This window comes from Liquorilactobacillus nagelii DSM 13675, from assembly GCF_019444005.1.
Taxonomy (GTDB): Bacteria; Bacillota; Bacilli; order Lactobacillales; family Lactobacillaceae; genus Liquorilactobacillus; species Liquorilactobacillus nagelii.
On record NZ_CP049304.1, the window covers coordinates 288,331 to 310,034 of the forward strand.

Here is a 21,704-nt window from a genome sequence, read left to right on the forward strand (position 1 = left end):
AATGAGATGTGGGTGTTGTTGACTGCTTTTTATAAGATTTCAAGAAAAATTAATTATTAGTAATTCAAGTGAAAAAACTTACACCGTGATATAATTAATCTGTTTGTTATAAGGGGGTAGCCAATTGACCATTGACTTTGAGAATTTATTTATTTGGCAAAATGCAATTAATTTAATTGACATTTTAGCAGTTTGGTTTGTGATTTACAAATTGATGATGCTGCTACGGGGCACTAAAGCGGTTCAACTTTTTAAAGGTGTTGTTGTAATAGTTATAATCAAAGTAGTTAGTTTGTATTTAGGTCTAAAAACAGTTTCATGGATTACTGATCAGGTGATCAATTGGGGGCTAATTGCAATTATTGTAATTTTCCAGCCTGAAATTCGTCGTGGGTTAGAACATTTAGGCCGTGGTTCCATTTTCTTGCATAATAAGCAACAAAATGAAAAACAATTGAAAATGATTAATGCTTTAGATCAGGCAGTGCAATACATGTCTAAGCGACGAATTGGAGCGTTAATTACGATTCAAATGAAAACTGGCTTGGAAGACTATATTGAAACGGGTATCAAGTTAGATGCTGAGATAACAGGGGCATTGTTAATTAATATCTTTATTCCTAATACACCACTGCATGATGGAGCAGTTATCGTTCGTAATAATAAAATTGCCGTTGCCGCCGCCTACCTACCATTGTCAGAGAGCAATTTAATCCCTAAAGAGTTAGGTACAAGGCATCGAGCCGCAGTAGGAATTAGCGAAGTTACTGATGCATTGACAATTGTTGTTTCGGAAGAAACTGGAGGAGTAACCATTACCAAAAATAATGAGTTAATTCGCGATTTGACGCAAGAAGATTATCTGAAATTGCTGAAGAAAGAATTAATTAGCACTCCTGAAGAAACACACAATTCGCCAATTGCCAATTTTTTTGCAGAAATTTTTAAGGGGGGCAAGCATCAATGAAATTAAATCATTTTTTTGATAATAAATGGTTTTATCGCTTGTTGTCTTTGGTTTTTGCAGTTTTATTATTTAGTTATGTTAATTCGTTAGGACTTAACAGCAGCTCGTCAAATAACAATAGTGATTCCATGCTGTCTGAGCGTTCAACGACATTGAAAATGCCTTTAAGTCTAAACATCAATAGTGATAAATATTTTGTTACCGGATATCCAGAAAAGGTCAACATAAAAATCAGTGGAGCAAGTTCAATGGTTACGGCAACTACTAATACGCGTAATTTTAGTGTATATGCAGACTTGAGCAAATTAAAACCAGGGACACATCGGGTAAAATTGCAAGAAGCTGGGCTAAGTCGTAATTTAAGCTACAAAATTTCACCAGCCACTGTCAAAGTTAAAATCAGTCTAAGAAAAACAGCGAGTTTCCCGGTTCAAGTTGTTTATAATACTAATCAATTAGCTAATGGCTATCAAGTAGGTGATAGCTCGACTAGCCCACAAATAGTTTCCGTTACGGGTGCTAAAAGTGATATTAATAAAATCGATCGAGTAGAGGCCTCACTAGCCATTCCGCAAGGCACTGATGAAACTTTAGTTCGTCAAGTCATGTTGCAAGCTGTTGATAATAGCGGTAAAATTCTAAACGTGGTAATTAGTCCAGAAACTGTAAGGGTGAGGTTGCCGATTTATAGTTCCACCTCAACTAAAAAAGTTCCTCTGAATTTTGTAGCAAGCGGTGGTTCAAGTGAACAAAACTATAACTTTAGCAGTAAAACCAAGGAAGTTACGCTCGAAGGAACTAAAAAAGCGCTCGATAAACTATCACAGTTAACTGTCTCGGTACCTGTGACTGGAATATCGAGTGAAACGACTAAAACAATTAAAGTTACGGCGCCAACTAATGGTGTTTCAAGTGTTAATCCTAATCAAGTTACCGTCACAATTACACCAAGTTCGGTCTCTAATGGAAAAGCAACTTCAAATGCTGATTCGTCCTCTTCGACAGAGACTCAAAGCGATTCAGCAACAGCTGGCTCTGATACTTCAAGCTCCTTAACAACGAGTACATCAACAAGTAATTCGAATAGCAGTAGTGACCGATCAGTGACATCAGAAACAAGTAGTAAAGAAGATTAATTAAAGAATTAATAGATAGAAATGAGGAAATAAAAAAATGAAATATTTTGGTACAGATGGAGTTCGCGGAGTAGCTAATCAAGGTTTGACTCCAGAATTAGCTTTTCGTTTAGGTCGTTGTGGCGGTTATGTTTTAACTAAACACGCCAAAGATGAAACTAAATCGCCGAAGGTTTTAGTTGCTCGTGATACGCGGATTTCAGGTCAAATGCTTGAGCAAGCTTTAATTGCTGGTTTGTTATCAGTGGGTATTGAAGTCTTTTCATTAGGTGTAATTACAACCCCAGGAGTCGCTTATTTAGTTCGAGCACAGGCTGCAGATGCTGGTGTAATGATTTCAGCCTCACATAATCCAGTTCAAGATAATGGAATTAAATTTTTTGGTGGAGATGGCTACAAGCTGTCTGATGAAAAAGAAGCTGAGATTGAAGTTCTTCTCGAATCAACTGCTGACCAATTACCCCGTCCTTCAGCTGAGGGACTAGGCACTGTCAATGATTATCATGAGGGGATTTTGAAGTATACACAATTCCTAGAACAAACAATTCCCGATGATTTAAGTGGTCTTCATGTTGGAATTGATGGAGCAAATGGAGCAACCAGTGGAATTGTATCGCGTTTATTTGCTGATTTAGGTGCTGATTTTGATACAATTGCTACTAAACCCGATGGACTTAATATTAATAAACAGGTTGGTTCAACTCATCCTGAAAACTTAGCCAAATTTGTAGTTGAACAAAAATTGCAAATGGGAGTAGCTTTTGATGGTGATGGAGATCGCTGTATTGCAGTTGATGAATTAGGGAACATCATTGATGGCGATAAAATTATGTATATTTGTGGTAAGTATTTAAGCGAACGTGGCCGATTAAAAAAGGATACAATAGTTACGACTGTGATGAGTAACTTAGGACTTTATAAAGCCATGGCTGCGAAAAATCTGAAATCAGTTAAAACTAAAGTCGGCGATCGGTATGTTGTTGAAGAAATGTTAAAGAATGGGTACAACCTAGGTGGAGAACAGTCGGGCCATGTTGTTTTCTTGGACTTTAACACTACTGGTGATGGTATGCTGACGGCAATTCAGTTAATGAACGTTGTTAAGAAAACTGGGAAAAAGTTGTCTGAATTAGCAGCTGAGGTTACTAGCTATCCGCAAGAATTGGTAAACATTCCTGTAACTGATAAAAAAGCAGCAGCTGAAAACGTAGTAATTAAAGCAGCAATTGAAAAAGTTGAAGACAAGATGGGTTCTGAGGGACGGGTCCTCGTTCGCCCAAGTGGAACGGAGAGTTTGTTGCGGGTAATGGCAGAAGCTCAAACTAAAGAACAGGTTCATGAATATGTAACAGAAATTGCAGAAGTCGTTAAGGAGCAAGTAGGCAAGTAATCAGTTAATTTACAGGTGTGAGTCACAGAATGCCAAAGAGGAAGCTAATTTTTTATTAGCTTCCTCTTTTTTTAGGGCGCAGTTGGCAATCAACCAAAGAAAAAGATATTTTACCAATTTGATCAAATTTTCTGGAAATTATCTTGGATGGATAGGGAAAAAAGATAATGTTTGAAAATCTTTAGTCATGTAGCCAAGCAATTCGAATTTTTCGAATGAGAAAATTGATAATTCTGAAAATTAAATAAAAAATTAGTGTTAAAAATATTAAATACCACAACAAGAGAACTAATAAAAGCAGCCAGTTACCCGTTTGTAACATTAGAAAACTGCTTTGAAAAAGTGAAGTTGCCCAAGCAGTTTTAAAATAAAGGACTTTTATTATTTTGACAAGAACTATAATGATAGCTAACCAAAAGCTTATTTTCAACTGTTTACTATTAATCAAAATCAGCACTCCCAACTAAGATTCTTTAACGTTATCTTAGCTTAAATTAAAAAAAAAATCAGTAATTTTGCAAACTTTTATTGACAGCGTTTCCAAAAAAGGTTATGATGCAGTTATAAGGTAATAATTTATTTACCTTCTAATCAATTCTCTTTCTCTCTTATGCCGACCACCGCCTAATCAGCGGTGGTTTTGCTTTGTTTAAAAGATTGACGTTCCTGGGGAGTTTTCTTATAATTTATCAGAGAAGAGATTGCAGAGGAGATAAGACAATGAAAAATCATGAAGAATTAACATTAATTGAAGAAATTATTTTAAACGACGGTACTAGTTACTTTGAAATCTCTAATATGGTTCAAAATGGACGGGCCGAATTAGCGGCTCAACGTGGATACATTAAGAGCGTAAGAATTTTGCAATTGAATATTCCTCGTTCAACTAGTGTTTTAATTTATGAAAAATTTATTAATGAAAATTTTTCGATGCCAACAGAAAATCTTGATCACTTTGAACGGTGGCAGCGAACACCCGAAATGGAAAAAGTTGCGGAACAAATTTTACAGGAAAACCATATTGCTTAAACGGATCAATCAAATAAAAAAATGTGGTTATAGATTTTAACGAGAACAATTTAGTAATGAAGTTTAAAATAAATTATTTATAAAATTATGAGTAGGCTGGGCAAAAAGCATTTTGCTGCAGCCTTTTTTATTATTTACATAAACGTTACAAAAACGAGTATTTGTTCTTTACATTCAAATAATAAAATTAACATGTAACAAGGAAAGGAAGAAGAAACTTATGAAAAATCTCACCAAAATGGCCACGATTATTCTTGCAACATCAGCACTTTTAGTTGGATGCGGCAAATCAAGTTCAAGTTCAAATTCGTCATCGAAAGCAACATCTAGTACAGCAGTGTCCGGTAAAATTACGATTGTCGGTTCAACTGCCTTACAGCCGTTAGTTGAAAAGGCTGCGGAAAACTATCAAGCTGATAATTCCAAAGTAAATATTACTGTTCAAGGTGGGGGATCTGGGACCGGTCTTAGTCAAGTTCAGTCTGGGGCTGTCACAGTTGGCAATTCTGATATTTTTGCTGAACAGCAAAGTGGTATCAAGTCTAAACAATTAGTAGATCATAAAGTTGCAGTTGTGGGGATGGCACCGGTTGTTAATAAACAAGCAGGCGTTAAAAATGTCACCATGACACAATTACGTGAAATTTTCACTGGCAAGATTACTAACTGGAAACAAGTTGGTGGTAAAGACCAGAGTATTGTTTTAATTAATCGGCCAGAAGGTAGCGGTACTCGAGCAACATTTGAAGGTGCGGTTATGAATGGTCAAACAGCTAAAAAATCGCAAGAACAAGATTCAAATGGTACGGTGCAGAAGATGGTTGCCCAAACTCCAGGTGCAGTTAGCTATTTAGCTTTTTCATATATTAAATCAAATGTTCAAGCACTTTCAATTGGTGGTGTCAAACCGACAGATGCCAATGTAACTAATAATAAATGGAAAATTTGGTCTTATGAACATATGTATACTAAGGGACAGCCGAACAAAGTTACTAAGAGCTTTTTAAACTATATGACCTCAAGCAAAGTTCAAAAGAGCTTAGTTAAAGATTTAGGCTACATTTCGATTGGTAATATGCAAGTTCAAAAGGATGCATCAGGTAAAGTGACATCGAAATAAGAAATCGGTGAGCTGAATGGCAATCGCACTGATTATTTTACAGAGTGGGCTGTTTATTTTAACGGCCGTTGCATTAATAGCATATATTCATTTTGAATTAGTTTGGTCACAATTAATGGAAGTTATCGGTGGGCTGATGATTATCGGGATAACTTGTTTACTGATTTGGAAATTAGTGAATTAATGCTTAAGGGAGCAGACAAAACAGCGGTGAATGTTGTTTTGGCTACTCCCGACTTTTAGTAGAAAGGTGAAATTTATGGACCCAATAAAAAACAAAATCCAGAATAATTCAAAGGAGACTAGGCAGGATTTAATAGGCAAGATCCTATCATATAGTTGTATTTTATTAATTGTTTTGGTAGTACTATCAATTTTTTTCTTTGTAGCCTCAAAAGGGATCGCAACATTTACGGTAAATCATGGCAATCTTTGGACATTTTTAACTGGTAAAACTTGGAATCCGATTGCAACTGATGCTAAAGGACAACCGGAAATCGGTGCGTTGCCAATGATTGTGGGGTCGTTTGGTGTTACGATTTTAGCAGCTTTATTCGCGACACCATTTGCAATCGGCACAGCTCTTTATATGACTGAATTAGCTTCTAAACGCGGCGAACGTTTACTGCAAAGTGTCGTTGAATTACTCGTGGGAATTCCATCAGTTGTTTATGGCTTTATTGGCTTATCGGTAATAGTTCCCTTCGTACGAAATCATTTTGGTGGTTCAGGTTATGGAATTTTATCTGGTTCATTCGTGTTATTTGTGATGGTTTTACCAACAATTACTTCAATGACGGTTGATAGTTTACGCTCGGTGCCGCGATTTTATAAAGAGGCATCTTTAGCTTTAGGAGCAACAAAGTGGCAAACAATTTACAAAGTTATTTTGCGTTCAGCTACCTCGGGAATTTTAACTGCAATTATTTTCGGGATGGCGCGAGCATTTGGTGAAGCGTTGGCAGTGCAGATGGTAATAGGAAATGCAGCTGTTATGCCTAAAGACCTGCTGTCATCGGCATCAACCTTGACCAGTATTTTAACGATGGGAATAGGCAACACTGTAATGGGAACAGTTGGTAATAATGCTTTATGGTCACTAGCTCTGGTCTTATTATTGATGTCACTACTATTCAATATTTTAGTCCGCTTAATCGGTCGAAAGGGAAGGATGTAGTATGAAAACAAAAATCCAAAATAAGATAGCGTTGACAACGATTAGAGTTATTGCTTTATTAGTTGTCTTGATCTTAATGTTCCTTTTAGGCGATATATTAATTGCCGGAGTGCCACATATTTCTTGGCATTTTTTAACTGCTCCTTCACAATCTTTTACTAGCGGTGGTGGAATTGGGGTACAACTTTTTAATTCATTTTACTTGTTATTTTTGACTTTAATAATTTCATTCCCGATTTCTTTAGGAGCTGGGATTTTCTTAGCAGAATATGCACCGAAGAATTTTCTGACGGCAACGGTTAGGATGTCAATTGAAGTTCTAAGTTCGCTACCATCAGTGGTTGTTGGTTTATTTGGTTTTTTATTGTTTGTAGTTCAAATGAAAATGGGCTTTTCAATTATTGCTGGGGCCATTGCGTTAACATTCTTTAACTTGCCGCTTTTAACAAGAAATATTGAAGAATCATTAACAGCTGTTTCTGATTTGCAACGAGAAGCTGGTATGGCATTAGGTTTATCTAAGTGGCGCACAGTAACCAGAATTATCTTGCCAGAGGCTTTACCAGGAATTATTACTGGCGTTGTCTTAGGAGCTGGAAGGGTCTTTGGTGAAGCTGCTGCTTTGATCTTCACGGCAGGCCAAAGTGCTACTAATATTGATTTTACACAATGGAATCCTTTGAATCAGGCAAGCCCGCTGAATTTAATGCGACCAGCTGAAACATTAGCAGTTCATATTTGGAAAATTAATTCTGAAGGCGTTATGCCGGATGCTAATGCAGTATCAGCAGGTTCTTCGGCAGTCTTGATTATCGCTGTTTTGTTCTTTAATTTATTAGCAAGGTTATTAGGGAATGCATTGTATCATAAATTAACAGCGACCAAAACCAGATAGGAGGACTCTAGTTAATGGATGTTGGAAAGTATAATTTAAACGAAAATAGTATTTTAAAGTTTTCGCCACAAGAACACGAGATTGCGATTGAAACGCAAGAATTAGGTGTTTATTATGGGAAAAAGCAGGCAATTTTTAATGGTAATTTGCAATTTGAAAGGTATCGAATTACGTCTTTAATTGGAGCCTCTGGTTCTGGAAAATCAACTTATCTTCGTTCATTAAACCGAATGAACGATGATATTGCGCAAGTCAAGGGTAAAATTATTTACCGTGGTTTGGATGTTAACAGCCCTAAAATCAATGTTTATGAAATGCGTAAACATATTGGGATGGTTTTTCAACGGCCCAATCCATTTTCAAAGTCAATCCGTTCTAATATTACTTTCGCTTTAAAACAAAATGGAATCAAAGATAAACAGCGATTAAATCAAATTGTTGAGTCAAGTTTAAAAGATGCAGCCTTGTGGGATGAAGTCAAAGATGATTTGGATAAAAGTGCCTTGGCCTTATCAGGTGGACAGCAACAGCGACTATGTATTGCACGAACGATTGCTATGAAACCCGATATTTTATTATTAGATGAGCCTGCGAGCGCACTAGATCCAATTTCAACCAGTAAGATCGAAGAAACTTTAATTGAACTAAAAAAGAAGTATACAATAATCATTGTAACTCACAATATGCAGCAAGCATCCAGAATTAGTGACTACACAGCTTTCTTTCACTTAGGACATATTATCGAGTATGATAAAACTAAACACTTATTTACAACGCCGAAAATTGCGGCAACAAACGATTATATTTCAGGTAATTTTGGTTAGGAGGAGCAATTGATGGCAGAATTTATTGAGACAAAAGATGTCCATTTGTACTATGGTGAAAAAGAAGCGTTGAAAGGAATCAATCTATCTTTTCCAGCAAAAGGTATTAATGCTTTAATTGGTCCATCGGGTTGCGGAAAATCAACTTATCTACGGACATTAAATCGAATGAATGATTTAATTCCGGGAGTGACTATGACTGGTAGTATCCAAATTAATGGCAAAAATATATACAGTCCTAAGATGGATACTGTTGAGCTACGTAAAAAAGTTGGGATGGTTTTTCAACAACCTAATCCTTTTCCTTTTTCAATTTATGACAATGTAACCTATGGTTTGCGAATTGCCGGCATTAAGGATAAACAGATTTTAGATGAGCGTGTTGAACAAAGTCTGAAACAAGCGGCTGTTTGGGATGAAATTAAAGATGATTTGCATAAAAGTGCTCTTTCTCTTTCTGGTGGGCAGCAGCAGCGAGTCTGTATAGCTCGGGTACTAGCTGTTAAACCGGACGTTATTTTATTAGATGAACCAACCAGCGCGCTAGATCCAGTTTCAAGTGGTTTAATTGAAGATATGTTACTAACAATTAGAGATGACTATACAATTATTATTGTGACCCATAATTTACAACAAGCTTCAAGAATTTCAGATCGAACCTCATTTTTCTTGAATGGAGAATTGATTGAAACTGGCAAAACAAAAGATATTTTTATGCGGCCGCATCAACAAGAAACAGATGACTATATTAGTGGCCGATTTGGTTAAGGGGGAATAAAAATGGCAAAAATTTTAGAGAATCAATTAGCGAGTCTGCACCAAGATTTTGCATCGATGGGTCGTGAAGTAGCGACGGCTATTCAACAAGCTGCGCAAGCCTTTAAACAAGAAGATCAGCAGTTAGCTAAACAAGTGGTTGATCACGATTTGCAAATTAATCAGCAAGAGATGTATCTTGAAAAAAAAGCTGCCCAGGTAATTGCTTTGCAGCAACCAGTTTCAAGTGATTTAAGAATTTTAATTACTATTTTAAAAGCCAGCTCAGATCTTGAAAGAATTGGTGACCACGCTGCTAGTTTTGCCCGAGCAACTTTACGCATTCCAGTTGACCAAAAAAATCCATTGATTGAAGACGCAATTTTTAAAATGAGTCAGCATGCTTATGAAATGTTGCAGCAGGTAATCCAAGCTTATGTCGACAATGATGAAAAAGCTGCTCGTCAAATTGCACAAGCTGATTCAAAAACGGATGATTACTTACGCTTGATTCGCAAAGAAGCCATGAGTTGCATGCAAACAGATCCAGATTTTGTTACTTTTGGGACGGAGTATATTGTAGTCGCCGCACACATCGAACGAATCGGTGATTATGTGACTAATGTTGCTGAATGGATTGTGTATACAAATTCAGGAAAAATTGTTGAATTAAGCAATAACTGAGTTTGAATTTCTTAAATTAAAATAAGTAATTAATTAAGTCGTAATTTTTCTTCTTAGTAGGAATAAGAACAAAAATTACGATTTTTTTGAATACGATTCAAAACAGCTCAAAAAATGATTGAAGTTTAAAACAAATTATGCTAATTTTAAAGTAAATGAAAATGATTCTCATTTATGACTGGAAGTGGAGTAATGGAATCTTTAGCAGAAATCAAATCTAAAGGTCGTTTTATCGTGGTTGATATTGTTGGTGACCCACGTTTTATCCGTAGATTAGCAGAACTTGGGATGGTTTTAAACACAAATTTAACAGTTGTTTCACCATCCCAAAATAATAGCGGTTTAGTAATTTTTTTAAGAGGGCAGCGTTTGGCTATCAGTCACACTTTAGCGACTAATATTTTAGTAAAAGGTGTCAATGAATTGGCAACAGCAAAAACTCAACCATTGTCGAGATTGACTGTTGGAAAGTCGGCAATCGTTGGCAAAATTATTGGTGATCGACCAGTCAAACGACGATTAATGGACATGGGCCTAACTAAAAATACTGTAGTCAAAGTTCACCAGGTTGCACCATTAGGTGATCCGATTGAATTGCTGGTTCGTGGTTATAAGTTAAGTGTACGCAAACAAGAAGCTGATTATATAATGGTACAGGAGGTAAGCCAATGAAGATGATTGCTTTGGCTGGAAATCCTAATAGCGGGAAAACAACCTTATTTAATTGGTTGACTGGTTCGAATCAGTCAGTTGGAAATTGGCCAGGAGTGACAGTTGAAAAAAAGCAGGGAATCTTACGAAACTATAAACAATTTGTTGTTCAGGATTTGCCGGGCATTTATTCATTGTCTCCTTACACGGCTGAAGAAGTTGTTTCACGTAAATATCTTGTGGAGCAAGCTCCAGATACAGTAGTTGACATCGTTGATGCGACCAATATTGAACGTAATTTGTATTTAACTTTACAGTTAATGGAAACTGGCCGACCATTGATTGTTGCGCTTAATATGATTGATTTGTTAAAAAAGCAACAACGTAAAGTGAATTTGAAAAAATTATCTTATTTACTAGGAGTTCCAGTAATTGGAATTTCAGCTCTAAAAAAGAAAAATCTTTCTCAGTTAGAAGAAACGATGATTGCCGAGACCAAGAAACAGACAAGTTATCCCTTTCCTAAATATGATGATCGTTTAGAATCGGCTTTAACGATGATTAGTCAACAATTAATTGGAATTGTTCCGGAAGAAAAAGCACGCTGGTATGCAATTAAATTATTTGAACGAGATGAACAAGTTGAACAAGAGCTGAATTTAGCAGTTGAACGTCAATCAGAGATTGAACAAACAATTGTTACCGCTGAAAAACTCTTTCAAGACACCAGTGATAGCATTGTTGTTAATGCACGCTATGATCTAATTTCGCAATATGTCAGAATGTGTGTTATTGATGAAAATGATTTTGTTACCAGCATGAGCGACCAAGTTGATCGGGTCATAACTAATCGCTGGTTAGCTTTACCAATCTTTTTTTTCGTCATGTGGCTGGTTTACTATTTGTCAATTCAAACGATTGGTACAATTGGGACTGATTGGGTCAATGATGTTTTGTTTGGTAAAGTAATTCCTGATACAGTTCAAGGTTGGTTGTCTCATTGGCAAGTAGCAGCGTGGATGCAAGGCTTGATTATCAATGGAATTATTAATGGTTTAGGTTCGGTTTTAGGTTTTGTGCCACAGATTATGATGTTATTTTTGTGTTTAGGGATTTTAGAAGATTGTGGTTATATGTCACGAATTGCTTTTGTGATGGATCGAATATTTCATCGTTTCAATTTATCAGGTAAGTCATTTATTCCTATGTTAATTTCAACTGGTTGTGGAGTTCCAGGGATTATGGCAACCCGGACAATTGAAAATGAAAAAGATCGTAAAATGACAATTATGTTAACGACGTTCATGCCTTGTTCGGCTAAATTAACTGTTATTGCATTAATTTCAGGAACTTTTTTTCCGCAACAAAGCTGGGTGGCACCATCAGCTTACTTTTTAGGAATGTTGGCCGTAGTTGGCTCAGGAATCTTCTTAAAGAAAACGCGTTTATTTGCTGGACCTCCGCAACCTTTCGTAATGGAATTGCCGGCTTATCATTTTCCCAAAGCTGGCAATGTTTTGCGACAAGTGGCTAACCGAGCAGCAAGTTTTGTTAAAAAGGCCGGAACGATTATTTTTGCATCATGTGTTTTGATTTGGTTTTTCTCTAGTTTTACTTTTACTTTGCAAATGACAGATCAGAATCATAGTATGCTGCGATATATTGGAGCAGCAATTGCCCCAGTTTTTGCACCACTTGGTTTTGGTGATTGGCACACAACTGTTGCTGTAATCGCAGGATTAATTGCTAAAGAAAATTGTGTCGGTACTTTGCGGATAACTTTTGGTAGCCCTACGGCAACTTCTTTTGCAGCAACTCTGCGTCAAGCGTATTCTCCAGTGGCTGGTTACTCATTTTTAGCCTTTAATTTGTTATGTGCTCCGTGTTTTGCGGCAATCGGTACAATGTATAAAGAATTTGGAGATACCAAATGGACATTACGAGCAGTTGGTTACCAGACAGCTTTGGCTTATTTAACGGCTATGTTGATTTATCAAGCTTCACAAATGCTTACTACTGGTTCGTTAGTTAGTGTTGCTTTAACAGGAGCAGTTATTTTAGTAATGGTATACGGTTTGTTTTTCAAGCGAGATGCCAGTGATGATTTGTATCAAGTTAAAAATGAAATTAGAGAGGAAGTTTTAAAATGATTGCAACCATTATTTTAGCAATAGTGATTTTTTCGGGTGTGGCTTATGTTATTTATACGCGATTTATCAAACATAGTGCGAGTGCAGGTTGCCATGATTGTGACGATGTTGGCTGCCCACTTGTGGATCCAGTTAAATTGCAACATCAAACTGCCAAGAAACATAATTGAAAAGTTTTTGAAAACTTAGTGAAAAACTTTCAAATTAAACCTGCGTTTTCATTTACTTTTGTGTTAGAATAAAAGTGTACTCAAAAGAGTAATACAATTTAGGAGGCTGTTTTATGTCATTCGTAAACGGTAATGAAATCTTTACTGCAGCTCGCAAGGGCCATTACGCAGTCGGTGCTTTTAACACCAATAACTTGGAATGGACTCGTGCCATTTTAAAAGCTGCTCAGGAAAAGAACACTCCAGTTCTGATCCAGGTATCAATGGGCGCTGCTAAATACATGGGCGATTACAAATTAGTTAAGAGCTTAGTTGAAAACGAAATGCGCGTAATGAACATCACAGTTCCAGTCGTAATGCATTTGGATCATGGTAACTATGAAGCTGCTAAAGAATGTATTGAAGCTGGTTATACTTCAGTTATGTTTGATGGTCATGATTTGCCATTTGAAGAAAACTTAGAAAAAACCAAAGAAATTGTTGCTTTGGCACATGCTAAGAATATTTCTGTTGAAGCAGAAGTTGGTTCTATCGGTGGTGAAGAAGACGGAATTATCGGTGAAGGTGAATTGGCTGACGTTGAAGAAGCAAAGAAAATTGCTGCTACTGGCGTTGACTATTTAGCATGTGGTATTGGTAATATCCATGGCAAATATCCGGCAAACTGGAAAGGCCTGCACTTTGATCGTCTGAAGGAATTAGCTGACGTAATTGAAACACCATTAGTATTGCATGGTGGTTCAGGCATTCCTCAGGAACAAGTTGTTAAAGCAATCAAGATGGGTATTTCTAAAGTTAATATTAATACAGAATGCCAGTTGGCTTTCGCTGCTGCAACACGTAAATACATTGAAGCTGGTAAAGATCAGCAGGGTAAAGGCTATGACCCACGTAAGTTATTGGCTGACGGAGCACAAGCAATTACTGATACTGTTGAAGAAATTATTGATTGGTTGGGAACACCTGCCGTTAAATAATTTACTTGTTTAGATTAAAAAAACCTGTTCCAAACTTTGGTTTGGTAACAGGTTTTTTTTGCAGAGAAAGATTAGTGATTATGCTCGTAAGTTGCAAAAAGTTGTTGAAGTAATTTAGGATCAGCTAAGACTTGTTTATCTAATTGCTGAACGACTTTTAAGAGTGCTAGATCACCCGTTTCAGCAAAAGTTGAGTGGCTAATCATTTCCTGATCTTTTTCGACATCGGCAAACCATTGTTCTAACTTTTCAGTAAAGCATTTAAAATCTTCTGCTTGACTAATAACAATCAACTCCCTTAGAATTGTTTTCTCTCTACAATTAATATTTTAATTCAGTGTAAGCGCTTTTACAAGTGGATAAAAATTATCTTTAATTGTCTATTTTTCAAAAAGAATTATAAATCAGTTTAAAGACTGTGCTAAAATAGAATTGTTACAGCACATTCCCGAGAGGATTCATTTTATGTGAAGCTGCCTTGTAACCAAATTATTGAATGGGGGAATTTATGTGTCGGAGAGACATTTATTTACATCAGAATCAGTTTCAGAGGGACACCCAGATAAAATTGCTGATCAAATTAGTGATGCCATTTTAGATGCTTTATTAGCAAAGGATCCAAATGCTCGTGTGGCGTGTGAAACAACAGTTACCACTGGATTGGTAGTGGTTGTTGGAGAAATTTCAACCAGTGCTTACATTGATATTCAAAAAGTGGTTCGTCAAACTATCAAGGAAATTGGATATACGGATGGGAAATATGGCTTTGATGGCGACAATTGCGCGGTTATGACAGCTATCGATGAACAATCACCAGATATTGCGCAAGGTGTTGATAAATCCTTAGAAAATCGTGAAGGCCAAGGAGATCCGCTTGATCAAATAGGCGCTGGGGATCAAGGAATGATGTTTGGTTATGCCATTAACGAGACACCTGAATTGATGCCATTACCGATTGCTCTTAGCCATCGATTAATGCGAAAAATTGCTGAAATCAGAAAACAGGGCGTTTTGAGTTATCTAGGACCGGATGCAAAAGCTCAGGTAACAGTTGAATATGACGAGAAAAATCATCCGGCTCGAGTAGATACAGTGGTTGTCTCAACGCAACATAGTGCTGAAACACCGCTTGAAACTATTCGGCGAGACGTAATTGAAAAAGTAATTAAAGCTGTTATTCCAGCTGAGTTATTGGATGACAAGACTAAGTATTTTGTTAACCCAACAGGTCGTTTTGTGATTGGTGGGCCTCAGGGTGATGCCGGTTTAACTGGTCGCAAAATTATTGTTGATACTTATGGTGGTGCTGCACACCATGGTGGTGGTGCTTTTTCTGGTAAGGACGCGACAAAGGTAGATCGTTCTGCAAGTTATGCTGCCCGTTACATTGCTAAAAATATAGTTGCTGCTAAAATTGCATCACAAGTTGAGGTTCAATTGGCTTATGCAATTGGTGTTGCACAACCAGTGTCAATTTCAGTTAATACTTTTGGAACTAGTCAAGTAGAAGACCAACGGTTAGTTGCGGCAATTCGTAAAGTGTTTGATTTGCGGCCAGCAGGAATTATTAAAATGCTTGATTTAAAACGACCAATTTATAAACAAACAGCTGCCTATGGTCATTTTGGTCGAACAGATATTGATTTGCCATGGGAACATACTGATAAAATTGACCAATTAAAAAAAGAATTACAAGTTTAAGTTAATTTCTAAGAAATCAGTTGCAGCTGGCTTAAAATTTTGCTATCATGAGTGCAATACATCAATGAATTAAGGACTAGTAGTTAGAGTTAGCATTTTATTAGAGAAAGTATGGCTGGTGAAAGTACTTATTTGCTGCTTCAAACGAACTCACCTTGAGTAATTTCTGTTGAATTAAGTAGGCAGGAACGGTGGTTTTACCGTTAGCAAACTTTAAGTGTCAGTTTAACGACTGGAAAATAGGTGGTACCGCGAGTTTTGTTTGCTCGTCCTATATTGACTTTTGTCAGTATAGGACTTTTTTTAACTTTTTGAAAGGGAAGGATCTATTTATTATGGCGTACGAGCATCAAAAGATTGAGAAAAAATGGCAGCATTATTGGGAAGCGCATAAAACTTTCAAAGCTACTGAGAATACTGATCAAAAGAAATATTATGCGTTAGATATGTTTCCTTATCCATCAGGTCAAGGACTGCATGTCGGTCATCCAGAAGGGTATACGGCAACCGATATTATTGCACGAATGAAACGAATGCAGGGATTTGACGTCTTGCATCCAATGGGCTGGGACGCTTTTGGCTTGCCGGCAGAACAGTACGCTTTGAATACGGGCCATTCACCACGTGAATTTACCAAAGTTAATATCAATAATTTTCGGCGCCAGATAAAATCACTTGGTTTGTCGTATGATTGGGATCGAGAAATTAATACTACTGATCCTTCATACTATAAATGGACGCAGTGGATTTTTGAAAAATTATACGAGAAGGGCTTGGCATATGAGGCTGAAGTTCCCGTAAATTGGAGCCCAGATTTGGGAACAGTAGTTGCTAATGAAGAAGTCATTGATGGGAAGACTGAGCGTGGTGGTTTCCCAGTTATTCGCAAGCCAATGCGTCAGTGGGTACTTAAAATCACAGCCTATGCTGATCGCTTAATCGATGATTTGGATGATTTGGATTGGCCGGAAAACATTAAAGAACAACAGCGTAACTGGATTGGTCGTTCGATTGGTGCCAGTATTAAATTTGCTGTGGCGGGTAAAGAAAATCTCAATATAGAAGTTTTTTCAACCCGACCTGATACTATTTTTGGTGTTTCTGGTATGGTTTTGGCACCGGAACTGGATTTAGTTAAAGAATTGACAACTCCAGAGCAAAAAGAGGCTGTTGAAGAGTATGTAAATAAAGTAGCTCATAAATCTGATCTAGAACGAACGGATTTGGCTAAAGAAAAAACAGGTGTCTTTACGGGAAGCTATGCAATAAACCCGGTAAATGGTGAAAAAGTACAAATTTGGATTGCTGACTATGTTTTAGCAACTTATGGAACTGGTGCGGTTATGATTGTTCCAGCTCATGATGATCGTGATTATGAATTTGCTAAGAAATTTGCTTTACCGATTGTTCCAGTTATCGAAGGTGGCGATATTGAAAAAGCTGCATATACTGGTGATGGTACACACATCAATTCTGGTTTTTTAAACGGTTTGAATAAGCAGGATGCAATTGATAAAATTATTGATTGGCTCCAAGAAAGACAAATTGGTAAGAAAAAAGTTAATTATCATTTACGAGATTGGCTCTTTTCGCGTCAACGTTATTGGGGTGAACCAATTCCAGTTATTCATTGGGAAGATGGTGAAACAACATTAGTACCAGAAGATCAGTTGCCATTACGCTTACCAAAAGCAAAAGACATTAAGCCTTCTGGTACTGGAGAAAGCCCATTAGCTAACTTGGATGATTGGGTAAACGTAGTTGATAAAAATGGTCGTAAAGGCAAACGTGAAACGAATACGATGCCACAATGGGCTGGTAGCTCATGGTATTTCTTACGTTATGTTGATCCACATAATCAAGGAGCAATTGCAGATTATCATAAATTAGAAGATTGGATGCCGGTTGATTTATATGTTGGTGGAGCTGAGCATGCCGTTTTGCATCTGTTGTACGCTCGTTTCTGGCATAAATTTTTATATGATATTGGTGTTGTGCCAACTAAAGAACCATTCCATAAATTAGTTAATCAAGGGATGATTTTAGGTGACAATCACGAGAAAATGTCGAAATCTAAGGGGAATGTTGTTAACCCTGACGAAATTGTTGAACAGTATGGTGCTGACACATTGCGATTATATGAGATGTTTATGGGCCCCTTAGATGCCTCGATTGCTTGGAGTGAGGATGGTTTAAATGGTGCTTATAAATTCATTAAGCGTATTTGGCGGTTATTGATTGACGAAAATGATAGTTTGCGCGATCGGGTAACTACGTTAAATGATGGTAAATTAGATCATGTTTATCACCAGACTGTCAAGAAGGTAACTGAAGATTTTTCGGCGATGCATTTTAATACAGCAATTTCACAGTTGATGGTTTTTGTTAACGACGCCTACAAAGCAGATGCGCTTCCATTAGACTATATGGAAGGTTTTGTTAAAATGATTTCACCGGTTGTTCCACACCTAGCGGAGGAATTATGGACTAAACTAGGTCATGTCGGAACAATTACTTATGAAAAATGGCCGACTTATGATAAAGATAAGTTGGTTGAAAATACAGTTCAGGTAGTTGTTCAAGTTAATGGTAAAGTTAGACAGCACCTGACAATTGCTAAGGGAACTGCTAAAGCCGAATTGCAAAAGCTAGCCCTAGCGGATGTTAAAGTTCAAAATGCAATTGCTGACAAAAAGATAATTAAGGTAATTGTTGTGCCGGATAAATTAGTTAGTTTAGTTATTAAATAAGATTAACTAGAGTTATTTGAATATTGGTTTTTTTCTGAAAAAAGGCTCTGCTGATTTGACCAATTATTATTCATTGGAATTGTTGGTCAATCAGTGGGCTTTTTTAACTTGCAAGTATTTAGATAATTCAATATACTTGATAGCATAAATTATTATTAGATGGACAATTGACGTCGGAGAAGGAGTAGGAAAATATGAAAAATGAATTGTCGCGTGGGCTGACTCATCGCCATATTCAGATGATTGCCATTGGAGGAGCGATTGGTACTGGTCTTTTCTTGGGATCAGGCAGCGCAATCAAAGCAGCAGGGCCAGCTATTATTTTGGCTTATTTGATTGCTGGTATAATTTGTTTCTTTATGATGCGAGCAATTGGTGAATTAGTGTTATCTGATTTGAAATTAACTTCATTTATCGATTTTGTTCGGCGCTATTTAGGTGATCGGTTTGAATTTATTATTGGCTGGACTTATTGGCTTTGTTGGGAAAGTTTAGCGATGGCTGATTTAACGGCCAGTGGCATATATTTACGCTACTGGTTTCCAGTAATTCCTCAGTGGGTAACGCCATTGATTATCATTTTAGTACTATTAGGATTTAATTTATTGAGCGTTGGTGTTTATGGAGAACTGGAGTCATGGTTCGCTAGTATTAAGGTTTTGGCAATTGTTGCTCTAATTATAACTGGGGTAATTTTATTATTGCTTGGTGCCAATGTGGGTGGTCATCAAGTTTCTTTAGGCAACTTAGTCAATTATGGTGGCTTTTTTCCTAAGGGATTTAAAGGATTCTTAGCTGCTTTTCCGATGGTTATTTTTGCTTTTACTGGAATTGAAATGGTTGGATTAACTTCGGGTGAAACGGAAGATCCTAAGCATGATCTGCCACGGGCAATTAACAGTTTGCCAATTAGAATTGGATTGTTTTATTTAGGCTCAATGTTTGTTTTAATGTGTATTTATCCCTGGAATGAAATTACGACAACGTCAAGTCCATTTGTACAAGTTTTTGCGGGAATTGGGGTTAAAATGGCCGCTGGAGTGATTAATTTTGTTGTTTTGACGGCAGCTTTGTCTGCTTGCAATAGCGCTATTTTTAGTACTAGTCGAACTTTATATGTTTTATCGCGTACCAAAAAAGCTCCAGCATCATTTGGAACAACAAGTAATCGCAGTGTTCCGGTAAAATCATTACTTTTCTCGTCATTGACTTTGCTGGTAATTGTGCTGTTGAACTATGTAGTTCCAAAAACAGTTTTTGAAATTATTTCGGGGGTAGCCACAGTTAGTTTTATTTTTGTTTGGATTGTGCTAATGATCTGTCATTATCGCTGTCGTAAAGCAAAAGATACTAAAAATAAAACTTTTAAAATGCCATTATTTCCTTTTTCAAATTATTTAACAGTAATTTTCTTTTTAATGGTTACAGTGTTATTAGCTTTCGAAAAAAGTACTTTAATTTCGCTAATTTTTGCTGCTGTTTGGTTTGCAGGATTGAGTTTAATTTACACTTTGATAATAAAAAAGTCACAGTTTTCTAAAAATAACGTAAAGTGAAGTATGATTTTGCAGTTCTTGATTAAAGCTTCAAGCTAATTAGATTAAAGGCAGGATGAAAAGATGTCAATTAATTCACAATCTGGTGTAACAGCGAGTGAAAATACAGCGAAAGAAAAAATGCTCCGAGGATCGGCTTGGATGACGGCCGGAAGCGTTTTTTCGCGAGTTTTGGGTGCAATATATATCATTCCATGGTATGCGTGGTTTGGCAAAGATAATTTAGCTGCTAATGCTTTGTACACCAAAGGGTATACTGTTTATAGTGTTTTTTTGATGATTTCAATTGCGGGGATTCCGTCAGCTGTTGCAAAACAAGTAGCCCATTATAATGCGCAAAATGAATACGCGGTTGGTCAACGGCTTTATAAAAAATCATTAATATTGATGCTAGCAATCGGACTTCTAAGTGCTCTTTTGATGTGGTATTTGGCACCTTTGCTTTCATTAGGTGAAGCAGATGTTATTCCGGTTTTTCGTTCCTTAGCCTTAGCTTTGATTTTGATTCCTGTAATGAGTTTGACACGAGGATTTTTTCAAGGATATCAGGATATGTTTCCATCGGCAATGTCTCAACTAGTTGAGCAAATTGCGCGGATTATTTATATGTTAGCAGCTACTTATATAATTATGCAAGTCATGCACAGTAATTACCAACTAGGGGTTATCCATTCAACTTTTGCAGCTTTCATTGGTGCTTTGGGTGGTTTAGCAATTCTTGGGTGGTATTATTGGCGCAAACATCGAGAGCTAAAACAATTTGCAACTGAAAGTGCTGGTCAGTTACAGATTAGTGATCGACGTTTAATCACTGATTTACTGTTGCAGTCAGTTCCATTTGTTTTGATTGGAGCTTCAACTACTTTGTATAACCAGTTGGATTATTTTACTTTTAAACCAACGATGATTATGCTTTCCCATACTAGCTTAAAGACAATCAATGATTTATATGCGATTTTTGCAGGTAATGATAATAAGTTGATTATGATTGTAGTAGCGTTAGCTTCTGCAATGGCGGCGACGGCTGTTCCATTGCTATCTGAGGCGTATACTAAAAATGATCAAAAAAAGATTGCGATCCAACTAGCAGATGCCTTGGAATTATTTTTTATTGTGATGCTGCCATGTTCTTTAGGAATGGCAGCAGTTGCTAAACCGTTATATATCGTTTTTTATCAGTATAATTTGACTGGAATTTATATTTTAAGCTTCTCGGCTTACGTGGCTTTGCCAATTGGGTTGTTCATTGTTTTGTCCTCGTTGATGCAAGGAATTTATCAAAACAAAAAGGCAGTTAAGTATTTTATAATTGGTTTCTTAGTGAAGATCTTAGTACAGATTCCACTGACACTTTGGTTGCAAGCTTTTGGTCCAGTCATGGCTACAGGAATTGGAATGATGGTTTCTAATATTTTGATGTTACGTTACTTCTACTATCGGTATCATCTTGATTTGGATCGATTACAGCGGCGGTTTGATGGTCTGTTGCTTTTCTCATTCGCAACATTTGCAGCAGCGTTATTAATAGTTCTAGCGGCTTCATTAGTTGTTAATCTTGAATATCGCTTGTGGGCATTTTTAGTATTAGTGATTGCTGCTACGGTGGGAGCTTGGATATATCTATACCTTTGTTTAAAAACACGCTTGGCAGACAAAATTATTGGTGCTCGTGTTTCACGGTTAAGAAAATTATTGCATATTAAATGATAAAAAGATTCTGGGTTAAACACTGAAAGTAGCTTAACCCAGAATCTTTTTATTAAATCGGTTT

General features: G+C 36.8%; 20 protein-coding genes, 1 riboswitch and 1 other annotated feature. Of the genes, 19 read left to right on the forward strand and 1 reads right to left on the reverse strand.

The annotated features are described in order from the left end of the window. Nucleotides 1-124 precede the first annotated feature (124 nt). From cdaA to fba, 15 genes are all read left to right on the forward strand, one after another. Nucleotides 125-967: a diadenylate cyclase CdaA gene (cdaA, locus tag G6O73_RS01590; protein WP_057886778.1), complete on the forward strand. Its 843-nt coding sequence runs from the start codon at nucleotides 125-127 to the stop codon at nucleotides 965-967. After that, complete coding sequence (locus tag G6O73_RS01595; protein ID WP_057886779.1) at nucleotides 964-2,103, forward strand: CdaR family protein; 1,140 nt, start codon at nucleotides 964-966, stop codon at nucleotides 2,101-2,103. The genes cdaA and G6O73_RS01595 overlap by 4 nt, the downstream gene beginning before the upstream one ends. A gap of 37 nt (nucleotides 2,104-2,140) precedes the next feature. Next, nucleotides 2,141-3,493, forward strand: a complete 1,353-nt coding sequence (glmM, locus tag G6O73_RS01600; protein ID WP_057886780.1) for a phosphoglucosamine mutase — start codon at nucleotides 2,141-2,143, stop codon at nucleotides 3,491-3,493. Between the two features lie 720 nt (nucleotides 3,494-4,213). Then, nucleotides 4,214-4,522 carry a hypothetical protein gene (locus G6O73_RS01605; RefSeq protein ID WP_057886782.1) on the forward strand — a complete coding sequence of 103 codons (309 nt, stop codon included), beginning with the start codon at nucleotides 4,214-4,216 and terminating at the stop codon, nucleotides 4,520-4,522. Nucleotides 4,523-4,742: 220 nt separating this feature from the next. Then, entirely contained in the window at nucleotides 4,743-5,642 is a 900-nt protein-coding gene (locus tag G6O73_RS01610; protein WP_057886783.1) for a phosphate ABC transporter substrate-binding protein, read from the forward strand. Nucleotides 5,643-5,658: 16 nt separating this feature from the next. Further along, nucleotides 5,659-5,826 (forward strand): hypothetical protein, encoded by a 168-nt coding sequence (locus G6O73_RS01615; RefSeq protein ID WP_157056720.1) that lies wholly within the window; start codon nucleotides 5,659-5,661, stop codon nucleotides 5,824-5,826. A gap of 75 nt (nucleotides 5,827-5,901) precedes the next feature. Next, nucleotides 5,902-6,819 (forward strand): phosphate ABC transporter permease subunit PstC, encoded by a 918-nt coding sequence (gene pstC / locus G6O73_RS01620; protein WP_057886784.1) that lies wholly within the window; start codon nucleotides 5,902-5,904, stop codon nucleotides 6,817-6,819. 1 nt (nucleotide 6,820) lies between these two features. After that, nucleotides 6,821-7,714, forward strand: a complete 894-nt coding sequence (gene pstA / locus G6O73_RS01625) for a phosphate ABC transporter permease PstA (RefSeq protein WP_057886785.1) — start codon at nucleotides 6,821-6,823, stop codon at nucleotides 7,712-7,714. A gap of 14 nt (nucleotides 7,715-7,728) precedes the next feature. Further along, nucleotides 7,729-8,538, forward strand: coding sequence for a phosphate ABC transporter ATP-binding protein PstB (pstB, locus tag G6O73_RS01630; protein WP_057886786.1), 810 nt, complete (start codon nucleotides 7,729-7,731; stop codon nucleotides 8,536-8,538). Nucleotides 8,539-8,550: 12 nt separating this feature from the next. Beyond that, nucleotides 8,551-9,306: a phosphate ABC transporter ATP-binding protein PstB gene (gene pstB, locus G6O73_RS01635; protein WP_057886787.1), complete on the forward strand. Its 756-nt coding sequence runs from the start codon at nucleotides 8,551-8,553 to the stop codon at nucleotides 9,304-9,306. A gap of 12 nt (nucleotides 9,307-9,318) precedes the next feature. Next, the gene (gene phoU / locus G6O73_RS01640; RefSeq protein ID WP_057886788.1) at nucleotides 9,319-9,978 is read left to right on the forward strand and encodes a phosphate signaling complex protein PhoU; all 660 of its coding nucleotides are present in this window, start codon (nucleotides 9,319-9,321) and stop codon (nucleotides 9,976-9,978) included. A gap of 174 nt (nucleotides 9,979-10,152) precedes the next feature. After that, nucleotides 10,153-10,650 (forward strand): FeoA family protein, encoded by a 498-nt coding sequence (locus G6O73_RS01645; protein ID WP_235805101.1) that lies wholly within the window; start codon nucleotides 10,153-10,155, stop codon nucleotides 10,648-10,650. Further along, on the forward strand, nucleotides 10,647-12,779 hold the full coding sequence (feoB, locus tag G6O73_RS01650) for a ferrous iron transport protein B (protein WP_057886790.1): 2,133 nt from the start codon (nucleotides 10,647-10,649) through the stop codon (nucleotides 12,777-12,779). Before G6O73_RS01645 ends, feoB begins: the two co-directional genes overlap by 4 nt. Next, entirely contained in the window at nucleotides 12,776-12,949 is a 174-nt protein-coding gene (locus tag G6O73_RS01655; protein WP_148126848.1) for a FeoB-associated Cys-rich membrane protein, read from the forward strand. Before feoB ends, G6O73_RS01655 begins: the two co-directional genes overlap by 4 nt. A 113-nt stretch (nucleotides 12,950-13,062) precedes the next feature. Beyond that, nucleotides 13,063-13,926, forward strand: coding sequence for a class II fructose-1,6-bisphosphate aldolase (gene fba, locus G6O73_RS01660; RefSeq protein ID WP_057886791.1), 864 nt, complete (start codon nucleotides 13,063-13,065; stop codon nucleotides 13,924-13,926). A gap of 71 nt (nucleotides 13,927-13,997) precedes the next feature. Here fba and G6O73_RS01665 read toward each other — a convergent pair whose 3' ends face one another. Continuing rightward, the gene (locus G6O73_RS01665; RefSeq protein ID WP_057886792.1) at nucleotides 13,998-14,219 is read right to left on the reverse strand and encodes a hypothetical protein; all 222 of its coding nucleotides are present in this window, start codon (nucleotides 14,217-14,219) and stop codon (nucleotides 13,998-14,000) included. Nucleotides 14,220-14,356: 137 nt separating this feature from the next. Next, a riboswitch (SMK box riboswitch) is annotated at nucleotides 14,357-14,437 on the forward strand. On the opposite strand from G6O73_RS01665, the gene metK reads away from it, so the two are divergent. From metK to G6O73_RS01685, 4 genes are all read left to right on the forward strand, one after another. Then, complete coding sequence (gene metK, locus G6O73_RS01670) at nucleotides 14,437-15,627, forward strand: methionine adenosyltransferase (protein WP_057886793.1); 1,191 nt, start codon at nucleotides 14,437-14,439, stop codon at nucleotides 15,625-15,627. Its footprint overlaps the riboswitch before it by 1 nt. Nucleotides 15,628-15,682: 55 nt before the next feature. Next, nucleotides 15,683-15,904 (forward strand) — a binding site (T-box leader). A 58-nt stretch (nucleotides 15,905-15,962) separates the two neighbouring features. Continuing rightward, the gene (leuS, locus tag G6O73_RS01675) at nucleotides 15,963-18,377 is read left to right on the forward strand and encodes a leucine--tRNA ligase (protein WP_057886794.1); all 2,415 of its coding nucleotides are present in this window, start codon (nucleotides 15,963-15,965) and stop codon (nucleotides 18,375-18,377) included. Between the two features lie 194 nt (nucleotides 18,378-18,571). Continuing rightward, the gene (locus tag G6O73_RS01680) at nucleotides 18,572-19,933 is read left to right on the forward strand and encodes an amino acid permease (protein ID WP_057886795.1); all 1,362 of its coding nucleotides are present in this window, start codon (nucleotides 18,572-18,574) and stop codon (nucleotides 19,931-19,933) included. Between the two features lie 63 nt (nucleotides 19,934-19,996). Then, the gene (locus G6O73_RS01685) at nucleotides 19,997-21,640 is read left to right on the forward strand and encodes a putative polysaccharide biosynthesis protein (RefSeq protein WP_057886796.1); all 1,644 of its coding nucleotides are present in this window, start codon (nucleotides 19,997-19,999) and stop codon (nucleotides 21,638-21,640) included. Nucleotides 21,641-21,704: the final 64 nt, after the last annotated feature.

What these genes read in the sequence shown, in the direction of transcription:
- G6O73_RS01595 (WP_057886779.1), top strand. Translation starts at nt 964, where the DNA reads ATGAAATTAAATCATTTTTTTGATAATAAATGGTTTTATCGCTTGTTG.
- glmM (WP_057886780.1), top strand. Translation starts at nt 2,141, where the DNA reads ATGAAATATTTTGGTACAGATGGAGTTCGCGGAGTAGCTAATCAAGGT.
- G6O73_RS01605 (WP_057886782.1), top strand. Translation starts at nt 4,214, where the DNA reads ATGAAAAATCATGAAGAATTAACATTAATTGAAGAAATTATTTTAAAC.
- G6O73_RS01610 (WP_057886783.1), top strand. Translation starts at nt 4,743, where the DNA reads ATGAAAAATCTCACCAAAATGGCCACGATTATTCTTGCAACATCAGCA.
- G6O73_RS01615 (WP_157056720.1), top strand. Translation starts at nt 5,659, where the DNA reads ATGGCAATCGCACTGATTATTTTACAGAGTGGGCTGTTTATTTTAACG.
- pstC (WP_057886784.1), top strand. Translation starts at nt 5,902, where the DNA reads ATGGACCCAATAAAAAACAAAATCCAGAATAATTCAAAGGAGACTAGG.
- pstA (WP_057886785.1), top strand. Translation starts at nt 6,821, where the DNA reads ATGAAAACAAAAATCCAAAATAAGATAGCGTTGACAACGATTAGAGTT.
- pstB (WP_057886786.1), top strand. Translation starts at nt 7,729, where the DNA reads ATGGATGTTGGAAAGTATAATTTAAACGAAAATAGTATTTTAAAGTTT.
- pstB (WP_057886787.1), top strand. Translation starts at nt 8,551, where the DNA reads ATGGCAGAATTTATTGAGACAAAAGATGTCCATTTGTACTATGGTGAA.
- phoU (WP_057886788.1), top strand. Translation starts at nt 9,319, where the DNA reads ATGGCAAAAATTTTAGAGAATCAATTAGCGAGTCTGCACCAAGATTTT.
- G6O73_RS01645 (WP_235805101.1), top strand. Translation starts at nt 10,153, where the DNA reads ATGACTGGAAGTGGAGTAATGGAATCTTTAGCAGAAATCAAATCTAAA.
- feoB (WP_057886790.1), top strand. Translation starts at nt 10,647, where the DNA reads ATGAAGATGATTGCTTTGGCTGGAAATCCTAATAGCGGGAAAACAACC.
- G6O73_RS01655 (WP_148126848.1), top strand. Translation starts at nt 12,776, where the DNA reads ATGATTGCAACCATTATTTTAGCAATAGTGATTTTTTCGGGTGTGGCT.
- fba (WP_057886791.1), top strand. Translation starts at nt 13,063, where the DNA reads ATGTCATTCGTAAACGGTAATGAAATCTTTACTGCAGCTCGCAAGGGC.
- leuS (WP_057886794.1), top strand. Translation starts at nt 15,963, where the DNA reads ATGGCGTACGAGCATCAAAAGATTGAGAAAAAATGGCAGCATTATTGG.
- G6O73_RS01680 (WP_057886795.1), top strand. Translation starts at nt 18,572, where the DNA reads ATGAAAAATGAATTGTCGCGTGGGCTGACTCATCGCCATATTCAGATG.
- G6O73_RS01685 (WP_057886796.1), top strand. Translation starts at nt 19,997, where the DNA reads ATGTCAATTAATTCACAATCTGGTGTAACAGCGAGTGAAAATACAGCG.